A 20,909-nucleotide genomic window follows, 5' to 3' on the forward strand; every position below is an offset into this window, starting at 1 on the left:
AGTAACCTAAAACACTAACTGCAATCTTTCTTTAAGCAGTAAGGTGCGCCGGGCCGTGCACCCTACATATAAAAGTTCTGCCTGCCTCTAAGACTGCTTTTTTCAATTAACAAATCCCCCAAACACCGCCATACCGTAGTATTTCCAAGGAACTGCAACAGTCTCAAATCCCGATGATGCCAACATCTCTAAATGTGCCGAAAGTGTAGCTAGGCGATCGGGATTAGAATAGCCGTAAGAGACACTCTTCCCCACATTTGCGCGAATTTGTGCTAAGGTTTCCCCCTGATTTAGCGCCCAATCTTCTCGCGCCGCTTGATAAATATCTTTCATTGCTGCTGATTCTGCTAAAAGAGGATCGGCATTCCAAAAACAGCCACCAGCATTTAAACTTTCGCGAATGCGTTGAAACAATTTCAACTTCATCTCGTCCTCAAGATGGTGTATTGCCAGAGATGAAATGCAAGCATTGAATTTATCGCCCAAGCCGGATAAATTGGGATTGTTCGCCCATTCTCCAAAGTCCATTTCTATGCCAGTCCACCGGGCTGCGTATCCTGCCGACTCTATTTTGGCGCGGGCAAAATCAAGCATTCGCGGGGAGTAATCGACAGCAACTATTTCCGCAGACGGGTAGCGTTGGAGAACTTTTAAACTGAGTTCCCCCGTACCGCAGCCGAGTTCTAAAATGCGGTGGTTTGCACTAGCAATGCAGGCTGTTAATACATCCAGCATTTCGTCATATTTAGGTAAAAGTCGCCGAATGCCGGTATCAAAATCGGTAGTATTGACGAAAACTTCTCCCGGAAAAATTTCGTTGTTTGTAGGTGAGACAGTAGAGTCAGAATTCACGATCGCCAACCATAGACTACAATTGCTATCCTAACCGAGATAAAGCAATAAGTGCGTGAAGTAAGGACACGGCATTGCCGTGTTTTTACCTGATATGTCAACTGAAAACCGTTATAAAGTTATGCGTACTTTTACGGAGAAACCCAACACTCGCTGTAAATAACAATAAACAATCCCTTGCACTACGCCGTCTGGGTTTAGCCCGACGCCGACCAAGCGACCTGAAAAAGCAGTGTTATGTTAGTAGTGCGTAAAATCACTTAAAGATTCAACCTCACATTTGAGGATACCATGCGCCAGTTAATTTCTCGCAGTCGGGCTGCCATCAGCCAATTAATTTACAAGCGAATTCTCCTTGCGGTGACAATTTTATTTTGTGTAGGTGTAGGAGTAGCGATGGCACATATGTCTCGTCTTTCCTCCACCCTAATTGAATCGCAAGCCCTCCAAAATGCCACCCTCTATGCCCAAGCTATTAAAGAAGCCCGCACCCTTTACAGTTCGGATGTTGTCAATCCTCTTAACACCGCTAAAACAATTAACTTTACCCACGACTACAACCCGACAAAAGTAACAGTTCCCGTACCTGCCACCTTCTTAATAGAACTCGGCAACAATATCACCAAAAAAAATCCCGAAGTATCAGTTCGTCTCTACAGCGACTACCCGTTTCCCTGGCGGCGAAAAGAAGGCGGAGCTCGAGACGATTTTGAACGGCAAGCTATTACCTATTTGATGAAAAATCCGACAGAAAAATTTTTCCGACGTGAGGATTTTCGCAGCAAGCCAGCATTTCGATATGCCGAGGCAGATATTCTAACTCCTAGCTGCGTTAGCTGTCATAACACTAACTCCTTCAGTCCCAAAAAAGACTGGAAAGTGGGAGATGTACGGGGGATATTAGAAATTACTCAACCTCTCGATACCATCACGAAAAATACTCGCAGCGAACTGAAATACCTGTTTTTACTGTTAGCAGGACTTTCAGTTTTAGGAGTGACAGGATTAACTTTATCTATCAGCAGGTTGCGCCAAAATGCTAAACAATTAGAACAGCGCGTCAGGGAACGCACGGCACAATTGCAAGAAACTAATGTAGAATTGGTAAAAGAACAGGAAAAGTGCGATCGCCTGCTGCTCAATATTTTACCCGAATCCATTGCTGCTAAGCTAAAAGATGGTCAAAGCAGTATTGCTGACGGCTTCGCAGAAGTCACGATTTTGTTTGCGGATATCGTAGGCTTTACCGTGCTGTCAGCACAAATATCTCCCGAAGAATTGCTCGATTTTCTCAACGAAATTTTTTCAGCCTTCGATGGTTTGACGGAAAAGTACGGCTTGGAAAAAATCAAAACAATTGGAGATGCTTACATGGTAGTCGGAGGTTTGCCCAACCCCAGCACCAACCACGCCGAAAGCATTGCGGAAATGGCTTTAGATATGCAGGAGGAATTAGCAAAATTTAATGCCAAACATTATGCAGGAATTAACATTCGCATCGGCATCAATACCGGGCCTGCAATTGCGGGGGTTATTGGTACTAAAAAATTTATTTACGACCTCTGGGGCGATGCCGTTAATACAGCAGCCCGCATGGAATCCCACGGGATGGCCGGCGCGATTCAAGTCACACAATCAACTTACGATATCTTGCAAAATAAGTATCTGTTTGAAGACAGAGGAATTATCCAGGTCAAAGGCAAGGGCGATATGAATACTTATCTGCTTCTAGGCAGGTTAGTCAGCGCAGTTTCGGTTTAATTTGTTTATTATATTATTAAGGGGTCTGCTAGTTAGTCCGAAGTCAGTCAATTTTAGATTTTAGATTTTAGATTTTAGATTTACTGCACAGGTGAATCTGGGAGCTTGAACTTTGGTCTAAAATTTTTATATATCCACGAGTTAAGTCGGGGGCTGGTATCCGTTTTTGGGTGGGTCATCAGTCATTCGTTGTTAATCGTCAGCCAAGAACTAACAGTTAATAGCTGCTGGCTGTTGACTGCTGACAATTACAGGAATTACACAGAGGATGTGAGGAACCCGGTTTCGGCGCAGTTGATTTGTTGACAAACCCAAAATTTATTACGGAAAACCGGGTTTATTTTCCTATGTCCTAAATTAGCCCATTGCCAAATAGTAAATTTTATGTCATTGCGGATTTTATCTTTCTTGGGTTTTTTCCAATCTCGCTTGTCTAGGCAAATAGCTTTGTGGATATTTGCTAGCATTCTTGTCATAGAGGGAATTATTTTAGTTCCCTCTTATTTTCGGCGAGAAAATGAACTTTTAAGTCAATTAGAACAGGTATCTCGGGCGACTGTTGATTCCCTAGAGTTTTTGCTCCAACAAGATATTTCCGATCGCACTTTCTTGCAAGAAGAAGTAAAAAATATTATTAAGGATTCTCAAGTAGTGTTAGGACTGTCTATTTACCAAGCTAACGGTCAGCTAATATATACACTTGGCGAACGCCCAGAAATCACTTTAAAGCAACTAAAAAATGCTCGTATAGTTCACCATCACAATTTCGATGGCAAGCGCTACGATATTGCTTGGACGGAGCGACATTTGGGAGGCGATTACATCTTAATTGTTCGCCACGATGCTTCCACCGTTCAACCGGAACTCTACGCATTTATCGGGCGAATTGCGGTTCTAGTCATCATTATATCAGCCTTTGTCACTTCGGTGACTATGTTCTTTTTAGGGGTGACAGTAATTGCACCTCTCTTGAGATTGCGCGATGACTTGATCGCTGCCGGAGACGCTTTGAGCAAAGATCGAGAAAAACCTGATTTCTACTCTCTCTCTGTCAAGCGCGATGACGAGTTGGGAGAACTCATGGTCGCATTCAATCAAATGTTTCACCGAGTATACAAGGAAATCGCACAGCGGAAACAAGCTGAGGAAATATTGCGCGCCGAACAAGAAAAGTCGGAACGTTTATTACTAAATATCTTACCGGTAATGATTGCCGATCGCCTAAAACAAGGTCAGATAAATATTGCGGACGGATTTGCCGAGGTTACGGTTTTGTTTGCTGATATTGTGGGCTTTACCGAAATATCTTCCCGCACGTCTCCTGAAGAATTAGTCAAATTGCTTAACAAAATATTTTCAGCTTTCGATAGCTTGAGCGAAGAATACGGCTTAGAAAAAATTAAGACTATAGGCGACAATTATATGGTCGCAGGCGGTTTGCCGCTTCCCTGTACAAATCACGCCGAATCTATTGCCGAAATGGCCCTAGAAATGCAGCAAGAAATTATGAAATTCCGCGACGAATGCGGTGAACCTATAAATATCCGCATTGGCATTAATACTGGGCCTGTTGTAGCAGGTGTCATCGGCACTAAAAAGTTTATTTACGATTTGTGGGGAGATGCTGTGAATACAGCAAGCCGCATGGAATCTCAGGGACTTCCTGGTAAAATTCAAGTTAGCAGCTCAACTTATGAGTTGCTGTGCGATAAGTATTTGTTGGAAAAACGCGGTAAAATTAATGTTAAAGGCAAAGGAGCAATGACGACTTATTTGCTGAAAGGCAGAAAAATTTAACTGATAATTTTAACCATCACCCGGGAATACCTGATATGGCGGCAGATGTTGCAGCGCAGCCACTCCTAACACCAAAATTGATTTTTTTGAATGAACCGCGAAGACGCTAAGGACACGAAGGAAGAGAAGAGAAGAAAAGAGAAGAGAATATAAAGTTCGTAAGCGAGTAAAACTTGCTATATTAAAAGGCGACTTAATATTAGTTTGATTGGTAAAAATGACTGCGAATCAGGAACATAATTCTTCAAATTCACCGATTTGGCAGCCTTTCACGCAAATGAAAACGGCTGTCCCGGCGCTGAAGGTAATTCGCGGCAAAGGATCGGTGCTGGAATTGGCAGACGGGCGGCAAATTCTCGACTGTATTTCTAGTTGGTGGGTGACTGTTCACGGGCACAGCCATCCGGTTCTCGCCGAGGCTCTTTACGAGCAAGCCCAAAAGTTAGAACACGTAATCTTTGCGGGATTTACTCACGAACCGGCCCAGAAACTTGCGAGTAAATTGCTAACTCATACGCCTGCTTCTTTAACGCGGATTTTCTTTTCTGATAACGGATCGACTGCTATTGAAGTTGCTCTGAAAATGGCATTTCAATATTGGCGCAATCTCGGAGAAACTAACCGCACGAGCTTTATTAGTTTTGAGGGAGGTTATCACGGCGATACTGTGGGCGCGATGTCTGCTGGCAGAAGTTCGCTGTGGTGGGAATCTTTTGCACCTTTAATGTTTGCTGGGGATGTTGTTCCTTTTCCCGGGACTTTTGACGGCGATGAGGAGGTGGAAAGCAAAGAGGCGGCGAGTTTGGAGAAATTGGAGTTTTTGTTAAAGCAGGGCGGCTATGCTGGAATTTTTATCGAACCTTTGGTGCAAGGTGCCGGGGGAATGCGAATGTGCCGCCCTGAGTTTTTGCAGGCGATCGCACAACTTGCCCGTCAGTTTAATGTATTGTTGATTTACGATGAAGTAATGACTGGTTTTGGTCGCACGGGCGAACTGTTTGCCTCTGTTAAATCTGCAACTTCGCCAGATATCCTGTGTTTGTCTAAAGGATTGTCTGGCGGCTGTTTGCCAATTGCTGTCACAATGGCATCGGAGGATATTTATCAAGCTTTCTGGCGAGATGAACCGGACAAAGCTTTTTTTCACAGTCATTCTTACACTGGAAATCCTTTAGCTTGTGCGGTGAGTGTAGCATCGATGGAGCTTTTGGAGCAAAACCCAAGTGTGTATCAAGGGATGGAAAAACTGCACCGCAAATATCTGAATCAATGGCTGATAAATCATCCTAAACTCGAACGGATTCGGACTTGCGGCACCATCGCAGCAATGGATGTGAAAACCGAAAGCGTTTCCGGTTATTTTAATGACATCGGTTCTGTTTTGAAAGCCAGATTTCTCGAAGCGGGGTTTTTGCTCCGCCCCTTGGGAAATAGGCTTTACTTGATGCCTCCCTACTGCATTTCTCCTGATGAACTAGAATCGATTTATCGGGTAATTCGTCAGGTTTTGGATACTCTGTAAACCCTTTAATTTTAGTAATGAATTTACCCAATTGGAACGATTTGGCTGACGGCGCGCTGGCGGGCAAATGTCTCTCTCGCGAGCAATCTTTAGCCGTATTGCGCGCACCGGATGAGGTTTTGCTGGAACAACTAAACGCAGCTTATCGTGTGCGCCGCCACTACTGGGGAAACCGAGTCAGGCTGCACTATTTGTTAAATGCTCAAAGCGGCCTTTGTCCTGAAGATTGCCATTATTGTTCTCAGTCAAAAATTTCGACTGCGGAAATTGAGAAATATCCGCTTTTAGCTAAGGAGAAAATTCTCGATGCCGCCCAACGCGCAGCAGATTTAAAAGCAGGTACGTTTTGTTTGGTGATTTCGGGCCGTCAACCTAACGCATCTACTTTCGACCGCGTTTTGGATGCTGTCGAGACTGTGAAGGCAAATTATAACCTGAAAATTTGCGCTTGTTTGGGATTGTTGAGCGAGGAGCAAACTCATCGTTTGGCAAAGGCTGGAGTCGATCGCGTAAATCACAATCTCAATACTTCCGAATCATATCACTCGGACATTTGCACGACTCACACTTTTGGCGATCGGGTTGAAACCGTCGAACACGTAAAAGCAGCGGGAATCACAACTTGTTCCGGCGGAATTTTGGGGATGGGCGAATCGGATGATGATGCGATCGATTTAGCACTTTCGCTTCGCAAGTTGGGCGTTACTAGCGTGCCGGTCAACTTTTTCATTCCGATTCCCGGCACGCCATTTGCAGATGTGAACCGGTTAACTCCCCGCCAATGTTTACGAATTCTCTGTTTGTTCCGATTTTTGCTTCCCAGTCAAGAAATTCGGATTGCTGGGGGACGGGAGGTGCATTTGCGATCGCTGCAACCTCTTGGACTCTACCCCGCTAATTCTATCTTTGTTGGCGATTATCTGACAACTCCCGGACAAGCTGCACATCAAGATTGGGACATGATTCGAGATGCGGGATTTGCGATCGAATCCCCCGAAGGTTCTCTCTTAGAAATTGATTCAGCAGTTACCAAATCCGAACAAAAAACCCTGGTTGTGTAACTCTTATAGCAGTTTTCAATCAGATGAAATAGAGTAGGACACGGCTATGCCGTGTGCCTACCCGATATCTCTACTTCACGCTTACGCATGGGCGGATAGAAACCGGGTTTCTGAGGTAGCAAATGCGTCATCCGTAAGTTCTTAGATTGTAGCCAGAAACCCTTATTCTACCGTTGACATTCTTCAATCTAAAATCTAAAATCTAAAATCTAAAATAATACAAGAGGGGGAAATTGTGGACAAACGCGAAGAAATTACGATCGCAGAATACCAGCTAACTGCCGAATCTTTCCGAGAAGGAACTTGGCATCACGACGTATCCCAAAATCGTGACGCATTGACGGCTGCCATGCCCCGCAATCCCGGTAAAATTCTCGATATAGGATGCGGCCCGGGACGAGATTTAGTAGCCTTCAAGAGCCAAGGACACACAGTTGTAGGCTTAGATGCAACTCCAGCTTTTGTAGAAATAGCTAAGAAGTTATCGGGATGCGAAGTTTGGCAGCAATCTTTTCTGAATCTCGACTTGCCAAATGCAGAATTTGACGGTATTTTTGCCAATGCTTCCCTGATTCACGTTCCCAGCGACGAGATGGTGAAAGTGCTGCAAGATTTGCACAAAGCCTTAGTTGTTAGCGGTGCAATTGTCATGTCAATGTGCCGGGGAAATTGGGAGGGATACGACGAGCGGCCGACGGGAAAACGCTATACTGCCGGATGGGAATATCATACTTTAGCGCCTTGTTTAGAACAAGCGGGATTTGCCATTGTCGATCGCTACTATCGCCCCCCCGGCTTACCCCGCGAAGCTCAATCTTGGGTAGTAATGGTGGGCAGAAAAATCTAACGTAAATTAGAAATTGGGAATCGGGAATTGCCAATCCTTCCCCTCTCTTCCTCTGCGTACTCTGCGCCCTCTGCGGTTAAATAAAAAAAATAATCCACCAATTGACAGAGGATGGTTGTATAATAATCCACAGTCAAATAAACCAATTTATGCCGCAACTAAATCAAAATTGATATGACAGAGAAATTCCACATTTTTTTAGCGGGTGCTAGTCAAAACCTCGGCTTAGAAATCGCGAAATGTCTGGTAGAACAAAAGATGCAAGTAACTGCACTTTTGCGATCGCCCGCTACCAGTACCGAATTAGAAGCAATGGGCATCAAACTCGTGACTGGCGATGCTTTGGATGCAGCAGCTATGGAAGCTGCGATGGCGGGTGGTGAGCCAATTCATGCCGTAATCAGCACAATTGGCGGCTTGCCCAAAGAAGGAGAAAGAGCCGATTATTTGGGCAACAAAAACTTGATTGATGCGGCTGTCAAAGCAGGGGTGCAAAAATTTATTTTAGTTTCATCTATCGGTAGCGGTAACAGTGCCGCTGCTTTGCAACCGCAAGTTTTGGAAACTTTGGGCCCGGTTTTAATTGAGAAAGAAAAAGCCGAAAATCATTTGATAGCAAGCGGGATGATTTATACAGTGATTCGTCCGGGCGGACTCAAATCGGAACCTGCAACAGGCAACGGTATTTTAACAGAAGATTGTCTAGTTGCTGGAACTATTCACCGGGCGGATGTAGCGCAGCTAGTTTGTCAGTGTTTAGTTTCTGATGCTGCTAACAATAAAGTTTTGTCGGCTGTAGACAGGCAAATGCTTTACGGCAATCCAAAATTTGAGGTATTAAATCTTTAGGGGCGGGTTTAGCGCAAAATAAGCTGTCTCGCATCTAAATTGTATTTTTTGGGCGGGCTAGGAGCAACGCCCCACAGGAAAATTGAACTTTTGTGGAACAGGCATCTTGCCTGTTCATAAAAATGCTGCAAGATTTGGCACTCAAGAATCAAAGGGCTTAATCCACGATCGCCCGATCGCCCAATCCAAAACCAAACCCGCGATCGCAAACAATACCACACTCTCGGCACCGCGAACAGCAAACGGCAATAACTCCTGTAGGGCGGGCATCTTCCGGGGTTCAAAAAACAATCCAGCATCCAATTGTCCAAAAGCCCGCACCAACCCAAAAGCCAACACCGCACCAGATTTAAGCTGCAGGTTAACATCTCGGCGAATCGCATAGCGGTAAGTCACGCCGAACAAAAAACCGCCCAAAAGTGCGATCGCCCCTCTGAAGGCAAAATTTAGGTCAATTTCCCTTACCTGCAAACTCGCCAGAGAATCCAACCTATCCGCTAGAATTAAGCTATTACCAAGGGCGATCGCCCCAAAACCAAGCAAACAAGACAAAGCAGCAACACTCCCTGCTTTCAAAGATTCTACCCGTTCAGCGGCACTAAAATTTGACGAGTCCTTCACAGCGCCCTCATTTCAAAAATGGCTCAAATTGACTTATCATAAGGTTTGGAGTCACTTTGTACAGTTTGTTCAATAAATAGCTATGGATATTTTGTCACTCGGTTGGGTTTCGGTGCTAGTTCTGTTCTCCTTCTCAATTTCAATGGTCATTTGGGGACGCAACGGTTTCTAGATTCCACAATAGCTTGCGGGGCAAGCTTTTTCACTGCCCCGCATTTTTTTTTAATCCTATTTAACACACTCAAAATAACAGGAGTAGGAAACATGACAGCCAAAAAAATATTAATGCTAGTCGGCGACTTTGTAGAAGACTATGAAGTAATGGTTCCCTTCCAAGCACTGCAAATGGTAGGTCACACCGTCCACGCCGTCTGCCCGGAAAAAGCCGCAGGCCAAACAATTCGCACCGCAATTCACGACTTTGAAGGCGATCAAACCTACAGCGAAAAACCCGGCCACAACTTCACTTTAAATGCCACTTTTGACGAAATCAACCCGGCAGACTACGACGCTTTGGTTATCCCCGGAGGACGCGCCCCAGAATACATCCGCCTCAACGAACAAGTGCTGCAAATTACCCGCTACTTTGCCAACAGCAAAAAGCCGATCGCATCTATTTGTCACGGCTTGCAAGTCCTAACCGCCGCCGGCGTACTCGAAGGCAAACGCTGCACCGCATACCCCGCTTGCAGCCCCGACGTACTCCGGGCCGGTGGCAAATATACAGAAGTTCCCGTTACCGACGCCGTAGTCGATGGCAACTTAATTACTGCCCCCGCGTGGCCGGCTCATCCTAACTGGCTGGCTGAATTTCTGAAAGTTTTGGGGACAAAAATCGAACATTCAGAAAAAGTCGAAGCATGACTATTTTCACAGTCAAAGTTAAACCGAATTCCAAACAGCAAAGTATCGCAGAACAACCCGACGGCAGCCTCACAATACATCTCAAGTCGCCGCCAGTCGAGGGTAAAGCCAATCAAGAATTAATCATGCTGTTGGCGAAAAAGTTTAAAGTGCCGAAATCTGCGATCGGCATTAAATCCGGTTTTTTCTCCAGAAATAAACTTGTGGAAATTCCAATCAAACCTGTAACTGAGAAATAAAGGTAATAACAAATCTATCTAAAGAGGTATACAGACTCAACTTTAAAATCATATATTAGTAGTTGTAGAGTTACAATATAAAATTATGAGCATTGAAAATAGAGTCGAAGCAACAGCGAAGAATATTGAAGGCAAAATCCAAGAAGCTGTTAGCGAAGTTACAGGCAATCAGAAAGATAAATTAGAAGGTCAAGCCAAGCAAGACCAAGCATCAGCAATTCACCTGAAAGAAGACCTCAAAGATAAAGCAAAAGACATTGTAGACCGAGCTTAGTAACAGTATTTGCTACAAGTTTCCTGCCTACTCAATCCAGCAAACCTATCGTTTGCTGGCTTTTTTTGCGATCGCCCAAACTTGTAGGATCAGTGAGGGGGGCTATTAGTGCCAGGCAAACACCTCGCGATGCAAAGAAACTCAGGCTCCCTGACGCACCCTGTTCCATTAACAATCGCTGCAATAAAAAAGCCAGGGATTTATATCCCCAGCTCTAAACATACCAGAATTAGTTTTGAGAGTTGGTAGGGCGATCGTTTCAGAATCGACCCCACCCACTTTTACCCAAATTAAATCAGGGTAATGTCAGAAGCCGTAATTCCCGGTCTGCCATTCAGAATTGCCAGCGTAACGCCTGGGTTAGCACCAGCAGTACCGTCAGGGTCAAATCCTAGTCGTCCGGTTCCATTTTCATAAAAGAGGAACGCATCTGACGCGGCAGCCCCGGCTGGACCAAAACTGCTAGTGTAAGCGCCGCTCTCAAGCACCAAGAACGACCTCGAAGAAAGTCGATTCGTACCTTCGACTGCACTCACGCCCGGGAAGCTGTTGAACTGCAAGATAAACTTATCTTGACCGACAACAAAATCTCCGATTTGGTCTGGCCCACTACCCGACTCGCCCTCGCCGAAGTTGTTGTAGTAGAAGCTGTCATTACCCGAGCCACCAAGCAGCGTGTCAGCACCAGGCCCCCCACCGAGAGAGTCGTTACCGTCACCCCCGATCAAATAGTCCTTACCAAAGCCGCCCAGTATCGTGTCGTTCCCGCCACCGCCATCCAAGGTATCGTCCCCGAATGTTGTTGTTGCGTTGGATGAGTCGCCGAACAGTATGTCATCCCCGCTACCAGTAGTTATGACATCAGTGCCGTTGCCGCCAGTAATGAAGTTGCTGCCTAAAGTATCGGTAATGAAGTTGGCGACTGTGCCGCTAAAGGTGACGCCGGTGGCGTAGGAGATGATGTCGTTACCGGCAAAGTTGCCAATCACGCGATCGCGCTGGCTGCCAAAGATGAATGTGTCACTTCCCTCGCCACCGTTCATGAGGTTGGTGACGGTGAAGGTGCTGCCAGTAGGATTAGTGTAGCCAATTAGCAGATCGCCGCCCAGCCCGCCGTCGAGAGTAATCAAAGCAGTACCAGTACCAGCAAAAATAGCCTTGGTAGCATCGAGAGTATCGTTGCCATCTCCACCGGAGGCTTGAGTAAAGCTACCGCTCAGGCTGTCGTTGCCATCACCGCCGACCATGGTATCAGTCGAAAAAGCTGCAACGATCGTGTCGTTGCCCACTCCGCCGTCGAGCAAGCTCCGACCGGCGAAGCCTGGAAATGCACTGGAGGCGCCTACGCTCGAAACTGCAACTACCGTTGACGACACGATGAAGTCGTCGCCTCCACCTCCGAGGGCAGTATCCTGCGCTGCAAAAACCCTGATCGTGTCGTTGCCGTCCCCGCCGTCAAAGAAGTTTCTGCCAGCGCCAAACTCGCCGATCGCGCCGTAGAGAGAATCGTTGCCGCCACCACCAATCAAGGTGGTTCTCTCAATGCCGATCGTGATGACCTGCGAAGTAAATGGGCTGCTTTGCGTACTGTTGGTAATGACTAAGATGTCGTCGTCATTATCGCCGGACAGGTAGCTGCTGCTGGCGACACCTCTTAGGGTGTCGTTGCCTCTACCGCCAAAGAGAGTGTCTCTTACATTGATACCTACAACCAAGTCGTCGCCCAAATCACCCCGCAAATAGTTGCTGCCTTCATTCCCAGCGAAGCCAATACCCAAGCCACCCTGTAAAGAAAGGTTGTTGCCACCGCCTGCGATGAAGAAGCCGATCGCGTCATTGTCCTTACCGCCGTAGAGGGAATCTCCTCTCTGCGCCCCTCCCAGAATCGTATCTGCGCCCTGATTACCAAACATCAGGTTAGCTTCGACAGTACCTTGGAGGATGTCTTCTCCCAAACCGCCGGCCACAGTAGCGCGGGCTTCAGCGACTATGGTGTCCGAGCCTGCCTCGCCGAACAGGAAAGCCGGAGTGCGCTGGGATCTGATTGAGTCTTCATCCTCGCCGCCGTACAGGGTATCGTTCGGGCCAACTGAAACCAGAGTATCGTTATCGGCTTGGCCAAATATTAAGCTGCCGCCCAAGGTGGAAGTTCTCACGAAATCCGCCCCGGCTCCGGCGAATACTGTATCCGGGCCTAGTCCCGGAAGGTTTAAATCTAGTTGATTAGGATTGTCATCTAACGTTGTCATAAAGCTTCACTCCTCTACTTGTTGGTCATCGCTGGTGCGACTACAGACACTGCCTAGAACACCGAATGTTTGGATTCCGCTGTAGTTTAACCTGTTTGCCAGCCGCAAGTCTAGCCTACTGGCGTTAACCCTGTCTAGACTTTCTCCCTCGCGGATTTTTTGCTTGTAAGCTTTTATTTTCAAAGTCTTCACCCTTTAATAATCCTGGTGCACTGTCTCAGGTGCTCACGCTCAAGAAGACGCGGCTCATATTCTTAATGTTCCATTCTGGATTGGCGGTCGGGGATCGCGTCCGGGGGAGGAAATTAAAGATTAAAAAAGGCAGATCTGGGTGATCGGGAAGACAAGGGAAATTGGGAGATTTGTTACTTGGTAACAAGGCTTTGTGGCAATTTGCTGTTTTCCAGGCAGGGCCGTCATTTAATAATTCTGAGTCCGGATCGAACTCCGTACCGCTCCGGGCTTTAAAAGTCTACGCCCCGCTTTAGTTCTACGCCCCGATCGCCGTAGTGTTTGTGACAGTATACCTCGGAGTGTACGCTTGCCAAGTCAAAGTAAGCGTGGGGTTTGTGGCAGCGCCCGGTGATAATAATTTCTGTATCCCGCGGCTTGCGTAGCAGGGCTTCTACGATCGGCTCTACCGACAGCAGTTCTAAGTCTACTGTGGGATTGAGTTCGTCGAGAATAATCGTTTTGTACCAGCCGCTGGCGATCGCACATTTGGCGATTTCCCAGCCGCGTTCTGCTTCGATGCAGTCTAACTCTTGCTGTTGCCCCCGCCAAACTATAGCATCCCGGCCGCACCGCTGGTGGTCTACTAGCTGCGGGTAGCTTTGGCGCAAAGCTGCGATCGCCGCATCTTCTGTATAACCGGTGCCGCCTTTGAGCCACTGCACGATTAACACGCGGTGAGATTGGTCTTGACTGATACCCCTACCTATTGCCTGCAAAGCTTTGCCCAAAGCGCTCGTAGACTTGCCTTTGCCCGCTCCCGTGTATATTTCGATACCCGCAATCTGATGCTCTGCCGCTGCGGGGTGATAGTGGGGCTTCATTTCTGAGTGCAAGTCGGCAATATCCAGCAAAGCTTCGGGGGCCGCTCGACCTGTGGCGATTACTTCTAAATATTCTGGTTTGTTTTTGAGGGTTTGGACTACTTCGTCCACTGGCAGCAAACCCAAGTCCAATACAGGGTTTAGTTCGTCTAGTACCACCACGGAATAGAGCTCGCTGGCGATCGCTCCTTTGGCGATATCCCAGCCTCGCTGAGCTTCTGCGCGATCGAAGCGGGTGATTGCTTCGGCCCCAAAATATTCGGCTCTGCCGGTGCGCACTTGGTCGATCAAGTGCGGAAATGCCCGTTGCAAGGCTTCTATTGCCCCGTCTTCGTCGTAGGAGCGGCCGGGGCCTTTGAGAAAGCGCAGCAACAAAACTCGCGTGGGCGAGTCAGAATTAATACCCAGCCCGATCGAGCGCAACACTACTCCCAAAGCTGCCTGAGACTTGCCTTTACCAGCGCCGTCGTAGACGTGAATCTGACCCGCAACGCGTTCCGACCGGGATGAGGCTGTCCGAATACCAATGCCATTCCTTACCATAATCAGCAGTTATTTGAGTCTGTATCGGGGTGGGTATTCGATCGCGCGCCTTGAATGTTTAATTTTTCCATTCTGTTGGCGGATCTCAAAAGATTATACGATAAGTCCTAACCCCCAATCTTTTAAGCAGCGAGCAAACGCAATCAGGGGCTCAAATCTGCGGTTAAGATTATTCCGCTTGTGCTGTACAATTAAAACTTAACACGGGCTTATATACCTGAAAGCTTATGATTGCGAGTGTTTTCCCATTTCGGACTGTTTTGGTGCAAATTTTAATTATGTTTTTGGCGATCGCGATCGAATCGTGGTTTCTGCAAAAACTACTTAAACTCGGTCCCAAAACCAGCGTTGAATATACAGCCATCCTCAATCTATCTTGCACTTTCGTAGGCTGGTTAGTTTTCTTCGGCATTGAAAGCGTTCTTCCCAAAGATTTGCGGGAACAGCTTATCGGTTATATTTTATTAGGTCGAGGGCAGGATGTTTACGCTCGAATAACTATGATAGCAGTCTCAGTATTGGCAGTAACTTTTATAGCTAAATGGCAGGGATTAGGAATCATAGAAAACATAGTTTTAGGCAATAAAAAAGCTTCCAAAACTCAGTTTTTAGGACCGCCCACCCTCACCCGCCGTCCTCCCAAAAAAACTTTTCAAGTAACTACCCAGTTGGGGGGAATTTTAATCGCCCACACGGTTAGCAATTTCGTTATTTTAACCGTGTTGTTTTTGCAAAGCGTCAATTGAAATATATGATGAAGCAATTTTTGGATGCCACTCAGCAACTCACTAAGCTGACGAACAACCTTTGGGAAACCAATAAAAAAATCCAAAAGGCGATGATTCCGCCTAAAGTGGTCCACTGGAAGACGCCTTTACTGCTCAGCATCTTTTTAGCTTTGCTGACAGTGGCGGCAGTCACTGACTGGCGGACGAGAACTCTGCTTTTTGATATGAGCTGGTTATTTTTTACACTTTCAATGGGTTTGCTGACCAGCCAGCAACCTTTTGTGATTAAAGGAGTAAGTCTGAGTCCGTGGGTGACAAGCATTTTAATTGGCTTGTGGTTGCTTGTAAGATTGCCGGCGGATAGGAAGGAAATAGCATGGATATCCGGCCCACTTATAGCAGTAGTAATTCTTGCTACAATAGAGGTTTGGAATAGCGAGTCAAAACGGGAAAGTATCAAGTCGTTGGTGCGCCCTCAGTTTTTGATAATTACCCTAGTTCACCTGCTGTTTTCCTGTTGGTTTGCATTTCACTTTTTAATTCAAGGTTGGATAAAACAGTATCCAAGCGTTTTATCGCAGGATTTGAGGAAAAGCGATTATGTGGTGACATTTCAACAGCCAACTATTAATCGCTCCCGAGGAGTTGTCATCCTCAATGCAATGGAGCGATACCTGCAAAATGAAGCCCGCACAAAACCGTGGGCGCAGGTAGAGCAAATGTTAATAGATATTGACAACGAGCGATTTTTTCTGCGGAATCAAGCTTTAAAAACAACTGGGATAGTCCCAGAAGATGCGAGCTGGGATGTCAAAACTTCGATCGTCCAAGGAGACTCCCGCTATCAGTTAGAGATGCAGGCAACTTGGCTGGGGCTGGTTTTTAGACCGGAAATATATTCGTTTACAAAATCTTGCGAGGTTTTCGAGATAGGCAATAGGGCTACTGTAAGGTGCGATGCGATCAAACGCTCTCAACCCGGACAGAAAAAAGATGGAACTGCGGGAGACAGTCAAGTTTAAGCCTGTCTCAGGCAGTTAGGAGAGTGTCCCAGAAGAAAGGGGAAGAGGGGGAGATGAGGAGAGTGTGCGAGCCAGAGAGGGGGAGATGGGGAGAGTGGGAGATAGGCGAGAATCTTCTGTCGAACCTCGGACTTCTTCGCTCAACATCCAATCCGTTAAATCCGTTAAATCCCGATTCACTGCGCGTTGCCGAACTTCATTCTTCCTTATATTAAAGTATGGCGAAAGTTTCCAGCGGGTTAATAACTAGATGAATTTGAGAAGAATCTTGACAGTCGCGACCAATGTATTTTGGGAAGTAATTCGCGATCGCATCCTTTACTTAATTATTATTTTTGCTCTGTTGATGGGAGCCTCAGTACGGTTGATACCGGAATTGGCGGCGACAACCGAGAAGAAAATTATCTTAGATGTCGGTTTGGCTGCTATGAGCATTCTCGGTATAATTGCCACAGTCTTTGTGGCTACCGGACTGGTCAACAAAGAAATTGAAAAGCGGACTGTTTACCTGTTAGTTGCTAAGCCGATAAGTAGGGCTGAGTTAATTGTGGGCAAGCACTTAGGGCTGTCGGCCGTGCTGGCGGTGCTTGTAGCAGCAATGACTGTTATCTATCTGGCTATTCTGAGTTTGAGCCGGATTCCTTACCCTTTGGAAAGCATTTTAATCGCCTCGTTGTTTGTCTGGTTTGAGCTGTGTCTCATGGCCGGTGTCGGGATTTTATTTGGGGTGTTCAGCAGTTCGCTGCTGGCAGCTTTACTGACATTTGGCGTTTATTTGATGGGACATTCGACGCGGGATTTAGTGGCTTTGGGCAAGTTAACTAACAATCCTGGCATTGAACAATTGATGATGGGACTTTATCTGGTTTTGCCGGATTTAGCCAGATTCAATTTGAGAAACGATGCTGTTTACGGACAAGTTCCTTACTTGGCAGGTTTGATTACAGATGCTGGCTACGGTTTGCTGTATGTAGTGCTGCTGCTGTCAATTGCGATCGCCATATTTTCCCGTAGAGAATTTTAAAACGCGCATTCGGCAGCTTCAGGGGTAATTGGTAATTGTTTGTAGTGAGGACTAAAATTTTCACTACAAAAAAATTTTATTATCGAATTAGCACGCTAAGATATAGAAATGGTTGTCGATAAGCAATCTCGACTAAAACTTAAATTTTTATTGGTAAAATGAGGTGGCTTATGACTACTATAATACACAAACCACTCTCAAAGCTAACCATTACCTGGCCGCTGTTACCTGATGATTTCATCCTACCGGACGACCCTGTAGAGGATACAGACCCTCCGTTGCTAGCTAACGGTTTGCGCCAGTCTTTAGTTGGTTCGCCGGAACTAATGCAAGACGCACTAATAGTTTCTAATTTTGCTTTGTGCGCTGCTGTGGACGATCGCACTATTTGCAAAGCCCCAGACTGGATGTACGTGCAGCCGGTTCAACCTTGGCCTCACAACTATCCCCGCCGCAGTTACACGCCTCATACCGAAGGAACTGTCCCTTTTGTAGTGATGGAATTTCTATCAGCTACTTACGGCGATGAATACTCTGTCGAACACACAGAAGAAATCGGCAAGTGGTTTTTTTACGAACAAGTAATCAAAGTTCCTCGCTATGTCATTTTTTGGCCACATACAGGCAGAATAGAAGTTTATGCGCTAGAATCGGGGCGTTACGAGAATCAAAACCCTGATGAAAACGGGCGTTATTTAATACCTGGATTAAATCTATTTTTGGGAGTTTGGCAGGGAACTCGTGAAGGTAGAACGGGATATTGGCTGCGCTGGTTGAATGCAGCCTGTGAGTTGCTGTTGTGGCCGGAAGAATGGGCTAAAAATGAACGACAGCGCGCCGATGGCCAACAGCAAGACAAAGAGTTAGCCGAGAGGCTGCTGGAACAGGAAAGACAGCGAAATCAAGAACTTTTGGCTCGATTGGCAGCCCTCGGTATCGATCCTGAATAGCATTAGAAGTCCGATGGAAGTCGGAAGAAGGAAGAGGTTCGAGGGAGAAAGGGAACCCGATCGAGATATGCTTTCTTCATCCTTCTTTCTTGAGTTTGCTTTCTTACTTCACTGTTTGTAACAAAAAATTGAAATTATGTTAGTAGAAAAACTCGAACAATTAAAAGATATTTTCGCACAGATGGAACGGGCTTTGATTGCCTACTCCGGCGGAATTGACAGCACTTTGGTGGCTAAAATCGCTTTTGATGTGTTGGGCGATCGCGCTTTGGCAGTGACGGCAGTTTCCCCGTCTTTACTGCCAGAAGATTTAGAAGATGCGCGCATTCAAGCAGCAGAAATAGGGATTGCCCACCAGGAAGTACAAACTCAGGAAATGGCAAATCCCAATTACACTTCTAACCCGGTTAACCGCTGTTATTTCTGCAAAAGCGAACTGCACGATACTTTGAAACCGCTAGCACTAGCAAAGGGTTATCCTTATGTGGTGGATGGGGTGAATGCTGACGATTTAAAGGATTACCGTCCCGGAATTCAGGCGGCAAAGGAACGCGGCGCGCGATCGCCTTTAGCAGAAGTAGGAATTACTAAGTTTGAAGTGCGGCAATTGGCAAAAGAATTGGGTTTGCCTTGGTGGGACAAACCGGCTCAACCTTGTCTGAGTTCGCGCTTTCCTTACGGCGAAGAAATCACCGTTGGAAAGTTGCAAAGAGTGGGGCGCGCGGAACGGTATTTGCGGCAGTTGGGACTGAAAAATTTGCGAGTGCGATCGGACGGAGATACGGCGCGCATTGAGTTACCAGCAGAGGAAATTAAGGAATTTGTGTTAAAGACAGATTTGCCTGCATTGGTGGCGGTGTTTCAAGAGTTTGGTTTTGTGTACGCGACTTTGGATTTGGAGGGATTTCGCAGCGGCAAATTAAATCAGGTTTTGAAACCGGAATTGTTGGGGGTGAAAGCTTGATTAATTATCCTGAAAAAACGTCACTACAACAGTGTGTTCGTCCCGATCGCATTTAACTTGAAAACGTCGCTGAGGATATAGTAATTTTAGGCGACTTTCCCACATCTGAGCTAATGCTTGTCCCAAATACAATAAATTCTCAGTGCTAGCGTTTTCCGCACCGGGGAGAATATCATCAATGTGCTGGTGGTTCATCACCTGCTCAATTGCAGCGACATCATTCCCCAGTTCGATTTTCCACTGTTCGTATATTTGACTGTTAAAGGCTTCGGACAAAAAGATACCGCCTTCATGTTCGACAAAATCTGGCCAGAATAGTTTTGTGAAAGCTATAGCAATTTCAATGTTAGCAGCTCCAAAAAGATAGTCCCAAAGTGAAAAATCATCGCCGTTGGCTTTTTTCCACTGCTGGAAATCGATTAGTTTATCTGCATTCAAAGATATTTGTTTGATGAACATAATTTCTAGGGTATTTCATCCAATCTAGCTGGCCTAACTGTTTTCTCAGCTTGCACGAAAATGTCTCCTGCTGAGTTTTGGTTGTATTTGTATTCAACGGCGTGAGGTGTCGGCACATTTGCATGAGCCTTTCCTGTCAAGTCTACTCGCTTAATTGCCCGTCCGCTGTCATCGTAGACGATATAGCTGGTAATGTTTTTGCCCTCCATGCGGTAGAGTAAGTTTCTGGCACTTGCTCCATCTAGAGGAAATCTCCCGCTGACCTGGGTTCCGACGGCTATCAGGGTGCTAGCGGGGATGCCAACTGTCCAGTCAACTGGTTTAGACATAATATTAGTCCTAAATTATTTTACCACCTCAGTTTGATATATGTAGCGGTATTTGGATATGTACAAATTACTAATTTATAGAAATTTGCATCAATCCTGACTGCTCGTTAAAGCAAGAGCATAAACTAAAGTAGCAGCCAACTCAAGCAAGTTTTATGAACGCTAAATTTAGGTTAATTTCCGTCGTGTTGGCTTTGTTATTATGCGCGTACATCCCGTTTCGGGTGTTAGCTAACCCGCAACCTTCGGGAGATACAGTTAGTTCGGCCCTGTGGTGGCAACTTATTGTGTACAATCAGGTACAACAAATTAAAGACAAGCAATATCAAGGGTGCGTTTGGGGCGATTCTATTTCTTCGGCCCTCGGCGATTCTTTAGGTGAAGAAAATTTTAATTTTGCCATCGGCGGAATGAGTTCTGTTTCGCTGCTAGAACAGCTTAAACTGTTAGTACCACAGCGGTTTACCTGCGAAAAAGCGATTTTGGCGATCGGCACAAATGATGCTATGTATGGCATTAGCGACGAGGCGTTTGTCAGCAATTTGAAACAGGCGATCGCCGTGATGCGATCGCTAGGAACAAAACAGATTATTCTGATCCCTGCTTTTTACTCCACTCTTGCCGCCAGCTACAATCCTAAATTAGCAGGAACAATTGCTAGAGTTGACGAAATCAATGTTCTGATCGATCGAGTAGCAGCCACCGAAAATTTGGCTGTTGAATTTCGCGGCATACAAGCATTGTTTAAGGAACAAGCTCTCAATGCAGATTTAACAATTGACGGTGTTCACCTCAATGCTAAAGGTTTAGACATATACAGAAAAGTTTTGTTAAATATTTTGAATTATCCTTTAACAACGTGCATTATTTGCGAAATAATCTTTGTTTAAGTTATTAGT

The 20,909-nt window shown here is 46.0% G+C and carries 22 protein-coding genes; 16 read left to right on the forward strand and 6 right to left on the reverse strand.

From position 1 onward, the window contains the following. Positions 1-102: 102 nt before the first annotated feature. The gene (locus E5S67_RS06205; protein WP_172186197.1) at positions 103-852 is read right to left on the reverse strand and encodes a methyltransferase domain-containing protein; all 750 of its coding nucleotides are present in this window, start codon (positions 850-852) and stop codon (positions 103-105) included. Between the two features lie 291 nt (positions 853-1,143). Between E5S67_RS06205 and E5S67_RS06210 the strand changes: the two genes are divergently transcribed. The 6 genes from E5S67_RS06210 to E5S67_RS06235 all read left to right on the forward strand — a co-directional run bounded on the left by E5S67_RS06210 (position 1,144) and on the right by E5S67_RS06235 (position 8,689). After that, positions 1,144-2,613, forward strand: coding sequence for an adenylate/guanylate cyclase domain-containing protein (locus E5S67_RS06210; protein WP_172186198.1), 1,470 nt, complete (start codon positions 1,144-1,146; stop codon positions 2,611-2,613). A 384-nt stretch (positions 2,614-2,997) separates the two neighbouring features. Next, positions 2,998-4,410 carry an adenylate/guanylate cyclase domain-containing protein gene (locus E5S67_RS06215; protein ID WP_172186199.1) on the forward strand — a complete coding sequence of 471 codons (1,413 nt, stop codon included), beginning with the start codon at positions 2,998-3,000 and terminating at the stop codon, positions 4,408-4,410. Positions 4,411-4,627: 217 nt separating this feature from the next. After that, positions 4,628-5,932 (forward strand): adenosylmethionine--8-amino-7-oxononanoate transaminase, encoded by a 1,305-nt coding sequence (bioA, locus tag E5S67_RS06220; RefSeq protein ID WP_172186200.1) that lies wholly within the window; start codon positions 4,628-4,630, stop codon positions 5,930-5,932. A 17-nt stretch (positions 5,933-5,949) separates the two neighbouring features. Beyond that, entirely contained in the window at positions 5,950-6,993 is a 1,044-nt protein-coding gene (bioB, locus tag E5S67_RS06225) for a biotin synthase BioB (protein ID WP_172186201.1), read from the forward strand. Positions 6,994-7,228: 235 nt separating this feature from the next. After that, positions 7,229-7,840: a methyltransferase domain-containing protein gene (locus tag E5S67_RS06230; protein ID WP_172186202.1), complete on the forward strand. Its 612-nt coding sequence runs from the start codon at positions 7,229-7,231 to the stop codon at positions 7,838-7,840. Positions 7,841-8,014: 174 nt separating this feature from the next. Continuing rightward, a complete protein-coding gene (locus E5S67_RS06235) occupies positions 8,015-8,689 on the forward strand; it encodes an SDR family oxidoreductase (RefSeq protein WP_172186203.1) in 675 nt (224 codons plus the stop codon). A gap of 141 nt (positions 8,690-8,830) precedes the next feature. Here E5S67_RS06235 and E5S67_RS06240 read toward each other — a convergent pair whose 3' ends face one another. Then, positions 8,831-9,310, reverse strand: coding sequence for a hypothetical protein (locus E5S67_RS06240; RefSeq protein WP_172186204.1), 480 nt, complete (start codon positions 9,308-9,310; stop codon positions 8,831-8,833). A gap of 82 nt (positions 9,311-9,392) precedes the next feature. Here E5S67_RS06240 and petN point away from each other — a divergent pair, with 82 nt between their 5' ends. The 4 genes from petN (at position 9,393) to E5S67_RS06260 (ending at position 10,687) form a co-directional block, all read left to right on the forward strand. Then, positions 9,393-9,482 carry a cytochrome b6-f complex subunit PetN gene (petN, locus tag E5S67_RS06245; RefSeq protein WP_071883976.1) on the forward strand — a complete coding sequence of 30 codons (90 nt, stop codon included), beginning with the start codon at positions 9,393-9,395 and terminating at the stop codon, positions 9,480-9,482. Between the two features lie 92 nt (positions 9,483-9,574). Beyond that, positions 9,575-10,174: a DJ-1/PfpI family protein gene (locus E5S67_RS06250; protein ID WP_172186205.1), complete on the forward strand. Its 600-nt coding sequence runs from the start codon at positions 9,575-9,577 to the stop codon at positions 10,172-10,174. Continuing rightward, positions 10,171-10,413 carry a DUF167 domain-containing protein gene (locus E5S67_RS06255; protein ID WP_172186206.1) on the forward strand — a complete coding sequence of 81 codons (243 nt, stop codon included), beginning with the start codon at positions 10,171-10,173 and terminating at the stop codon, positions 10,411-10,413. The genes E5S67_RS06250 and E5S67_RS06255 overlap by 4 nt, the downstream gene beginning before the upstream one ends. Positions 10,414-10,498: 85 nt before the next feature. Next, positions 10,499-10,687: a CsbD family protein gene (locus tag E5S67_RS06260; RefSeq protein ID WP_172186207.1), complete on the forward strand. Its 189-nt coding sequence runs from the start codon at positions 10,499-10,501 to the stop codon at positions 10,685-10,687. 290 nt (positions 10,688-10,977) lie between these two features. Here the strand turns inward: E5S67_RS06260 and E5S67_RS06265 are convergent, their stop codons facing one another. Both E5S67_RS06265 and E5S67_RS06270 read right to left on the reverse strand, forming a co-directional pair. Further along, positions 10,978-12,936, reverse strand: a complete 1,959-nt coding sequence (locus E5S67_RS06265) for a beta strand repeat-containing protein (protein ID WP_172186208.1) — start codon at positions 12,934-12,936, stop codon at positions 10,978-10,980. 464 nt (positions 12,937-13,400) lie between these two features. Next, the gene (locus tag E5S67_RS06270; protein ID WP_172186209.1) at positions 13,401-14,534 is read right to left on the reverse strand and encodes a cob(I)yrinic acid a,c-diamide adenosyltransferase; all 1,134 of its coding nucleotides are present in this window, start codon (positions 14,532-14,534) and stop codon (positions 13,401-13,403) included. 227 nt (positions 14,535-14,761) lie between these two features. On the opposite strand from E5S67_RS06270, the gene fraC reads away from it, so the two are divergent. The 5 genes from fraC to larE all read left to right on the forward strand — a co-directional run bounded on the left by fraC (position 14,762) and on the right by larE (position 19,222). After that, a complete protein-coding gene (fraC, locus tag E5S67_RS06275; RefSeq protein WP_172186210.1) occupies positions 14,762-15,280 on the forward strand; it encodes a filament integrity protein FraC in 519 nt (172 codons plus the stop codon). A gap of 5 nt (positions 15,281-15,285) precedes the next feature. Further along, the gene (locus E5S67_RS06280; RefSeq protein WP_172186211.1) at positions 15,286-16,284 is read left to right on the forward strand and encodes a DUF5357 family protein; all 999 of its coding nucleotides are present in this window, start codon (positions 15,286-15,288) and stop codon (positions 16,282-16,284) included. Positions 16,285-16,534: 250 nt separating this feature from the next. Further along, entirely contained in the window at positions 16,535-17,308 is a 774-nt protein-coding gene (locus E5S67_RS06285; RefSeq protein ID WP_172186212.1) for an ABC transporter permease, read from the forward strand. Between the two features lie 170 nt (positions 17,309-17,478). Then, positions 17,479-18,258, forward strand: coding sequence for a Uma2 family endonuclease (locus E5S67_RS06290; protein ID WP_172186213.1), 780 nt, complete (start codon positions 17,479-17,481; stop codon positions 18,256-18,258). A gap of 136 nt (positions 18,259-18,394) precedes the next feature. Next, positions 18,395-19,222, forward strand: a complete 828-nt coding sequence (gene larE / locus E5S67_RS06295; RefSeq protein ID WP_172186214.1) for an ATP-dependent sacrificial sulfur transferase LarE — start codon at positions 18,395-18,397, stop codon at positions 19,220-19,222. Here larE and E5S67_RS06300 read toward each other — a convergent pair whose 3' ends face one another. Together E5S67_RS06300 and E5S67_RS06305 are read right to left on the reverse strand one after the other, a co-directional pair. Beyond that, positions 19,223-19,681 (reverse strand): hypothetical protein, encoded by a 459-nt coding sequence (locus E5S67_RS06300; protein ID WP_172186215.1) that lies wholly within the window; start codon positions 19,679-19,681, stop codon positions 19,223-19,225. It abuts the gene before it with no gap. A gap of 5 nt (positions 19,682-19,686) precedes the next feature. Then, positions 19,687-20,010 (reverse strand): polymorphic toxin type 24 domain-containing protein, encoded by a 324-nt coding sequence (locus tag E5S67_RS06305; RefSeq protein ID WP_172186216.1) that lies wholly within the window; start codon positions 20,008-20,010, stop codon positions 19,687-19,689. A gap of 155 nt (positions 20,011-20,165) precedes the next feature. On the opposite strand from E5S67_RS06305, the gene E5S67_RS06310 reads away from it, so the two are divergent. After that, the gene (locus tag E5S67_RS06310; protein WP_172186217.1) at positions 20,166-20,900 is read left to right on the forward strand and encodes an SGNH/GDSL hydrolase family protein; all 735 of its coding nucleotides are present in this window, start codon (positions 20,166-20,168) and stop codon (positions 20,898-20,900) included. Positions 20,901-20,909 lie beyond the last annotated feature (9 nt).

The organism is Microcoleus asticus IPMA8, from assembly GCF_013179805.1.
GTDB classification, from domain to species: Bacteria; Cyanobacteriota; Cyanobacteriia; order Cyanobacteriales; family Microcoleaceae; genus Microcoleus; species Microcoleus asticus.

What these genes read in the sequence shown, in the direction of transcription:
- larE (WP_172186214.1), top strand. Translation starts at nt 18,395, where the DNA reads ATGTTAGTAGAAAAACTCGAACAATTAAAAGATATTTTCGCACAGATG.
- E5S67_RS06280 (WP_172186211.1), top strand. Translation starts at nt 15,286, where the DNA reads ATGATGAAGCAATTTTTGGATGCCACTCAGCAACTCACTAAGCTGACG.
- E5S67_RS06270 (WP_172186209.1), bottom strand. Translation starts at nt 14,534, where the DNA reads ATGGTAAGGAATGGCATTGGTATTCGGACAGCCTCATCCCGGTCGGAA.
- E5S67_RS06235 (WP_172186203.1), top strand. Translation starts at nt 8,015, where the DNA reads ATGACAGAGAAATTCCACATTTTTTTAGCGGGTGCTAGTCAAAACCTC.
- E5S67_RS06260 (WP_172186207.1), top strand. Translation starts at nt 10,499, where the DNA reads ATGAGCATTGAAAATAGAGTCGAAGCAACAGCGAAGAATATTGAAGGC.
- fraC (WP_172186210.1), top strand. Translation starts at nt 14,762, where the DNA reads ATGATTGCGAGTGTTTTCCCATTTCGGACTGTTTTGGTGCAAATTTTA.
- E5S67_RS06210 (WP_172186198.1), top strand. Translation starts at nt 1,144, where the DNA reads ATGCGCCAGTTAATTTCTCGCAGTCGGGCTGCCATCAGCCAATTAATT.
- bioA (WP_172186200.1), top strand. Translation starts at nt 4,628, where the DNA reads ATGACTGCGAATCAGGAACATAATTCTTCAAATTCACCGATTTGGCAG.
- bioB (WP_172186201.1), top strand. Translation starts at nt 5,950, where the DNA reads ATGAATTTACCCAATTGGAACGATTTGGCTGACGGCGCGCTGGCGGGC.
- E5S67_RS06305 (WP_172186216.1), bottom strand. Translation starts at nt 20,010, where the DNA reads ATGTCTAAACCAGTTGACTGGACAGTTGGCATCCCCGCTAGCACCCTG.
- E5S67_RS06255 (WP_172186206.1), top strand. Translation starts at nt 10,171, where the DNA reads ATGACTATTTTCACAGTCAAAGTTAAACCGAATTCCAAACAGCAAAGT.
- E5S67_RS06215 (WP_172186199.1), top strand. Translation starts at nt 2,998, where the DNA reads ATGTCATTGCGGATTTTATCTTTCTTGGGTTTTTTCCAATCTCGCTTG.
- E5S67_RS06290 (WP_172186213.1), top strand. Translation starts at nt 17,479, where the DNA reads ATGACTACTATAATACACAAACCACTCTCAAAGCTAACCATTACCTGG.
- petN (WP_071883976.1), top strand. Translation starts at nt 9,393, where the DNA reads ATGGATATTTTGTCACTCGGTTGGGTTTCGGTGCTAGTTCTGTTCTCC.
- E5S67_RS06285 (WP_172186212.1), top strand. Translation starts at nt 16,535, where the DNA reads ATGAATTTGAGAAGAATCTTGACAGTCGCGACCAATGTATTTTGGGAA.
- E5S67_RS06265 (WP_172186208.1), bottom strand. Translation starts at nt 12,936, where the DNA reads ATGACAACGTTAGATGACAATCCTAATCAACTAGATTTAAACCTTCCG.
- E5S67_RS06300 (WP_172186215.1), bottom strand. Translation starts at nt 19,681, where the DNA reads ATGTTCATCAAACAAATATCTTTGAATGCAGATAAACTAATCGATTTC.
- E5S67_RS06250 (WP_172186205.1), top strand. Translation starts at nt 9,575, where the DNA reads ATGACAGCCAAAAAAATATTAATGCTAGTCGGCGACTTTGTAGAAGAC.
- E5S67_RS06310 (WP_172186217.1), top strand. Translation starts at nt 20,166, where the DNA reads ATGAACGCTAAATTTAGGTTAATTTCCGTCGTGTTGGCTTTGTTATTA.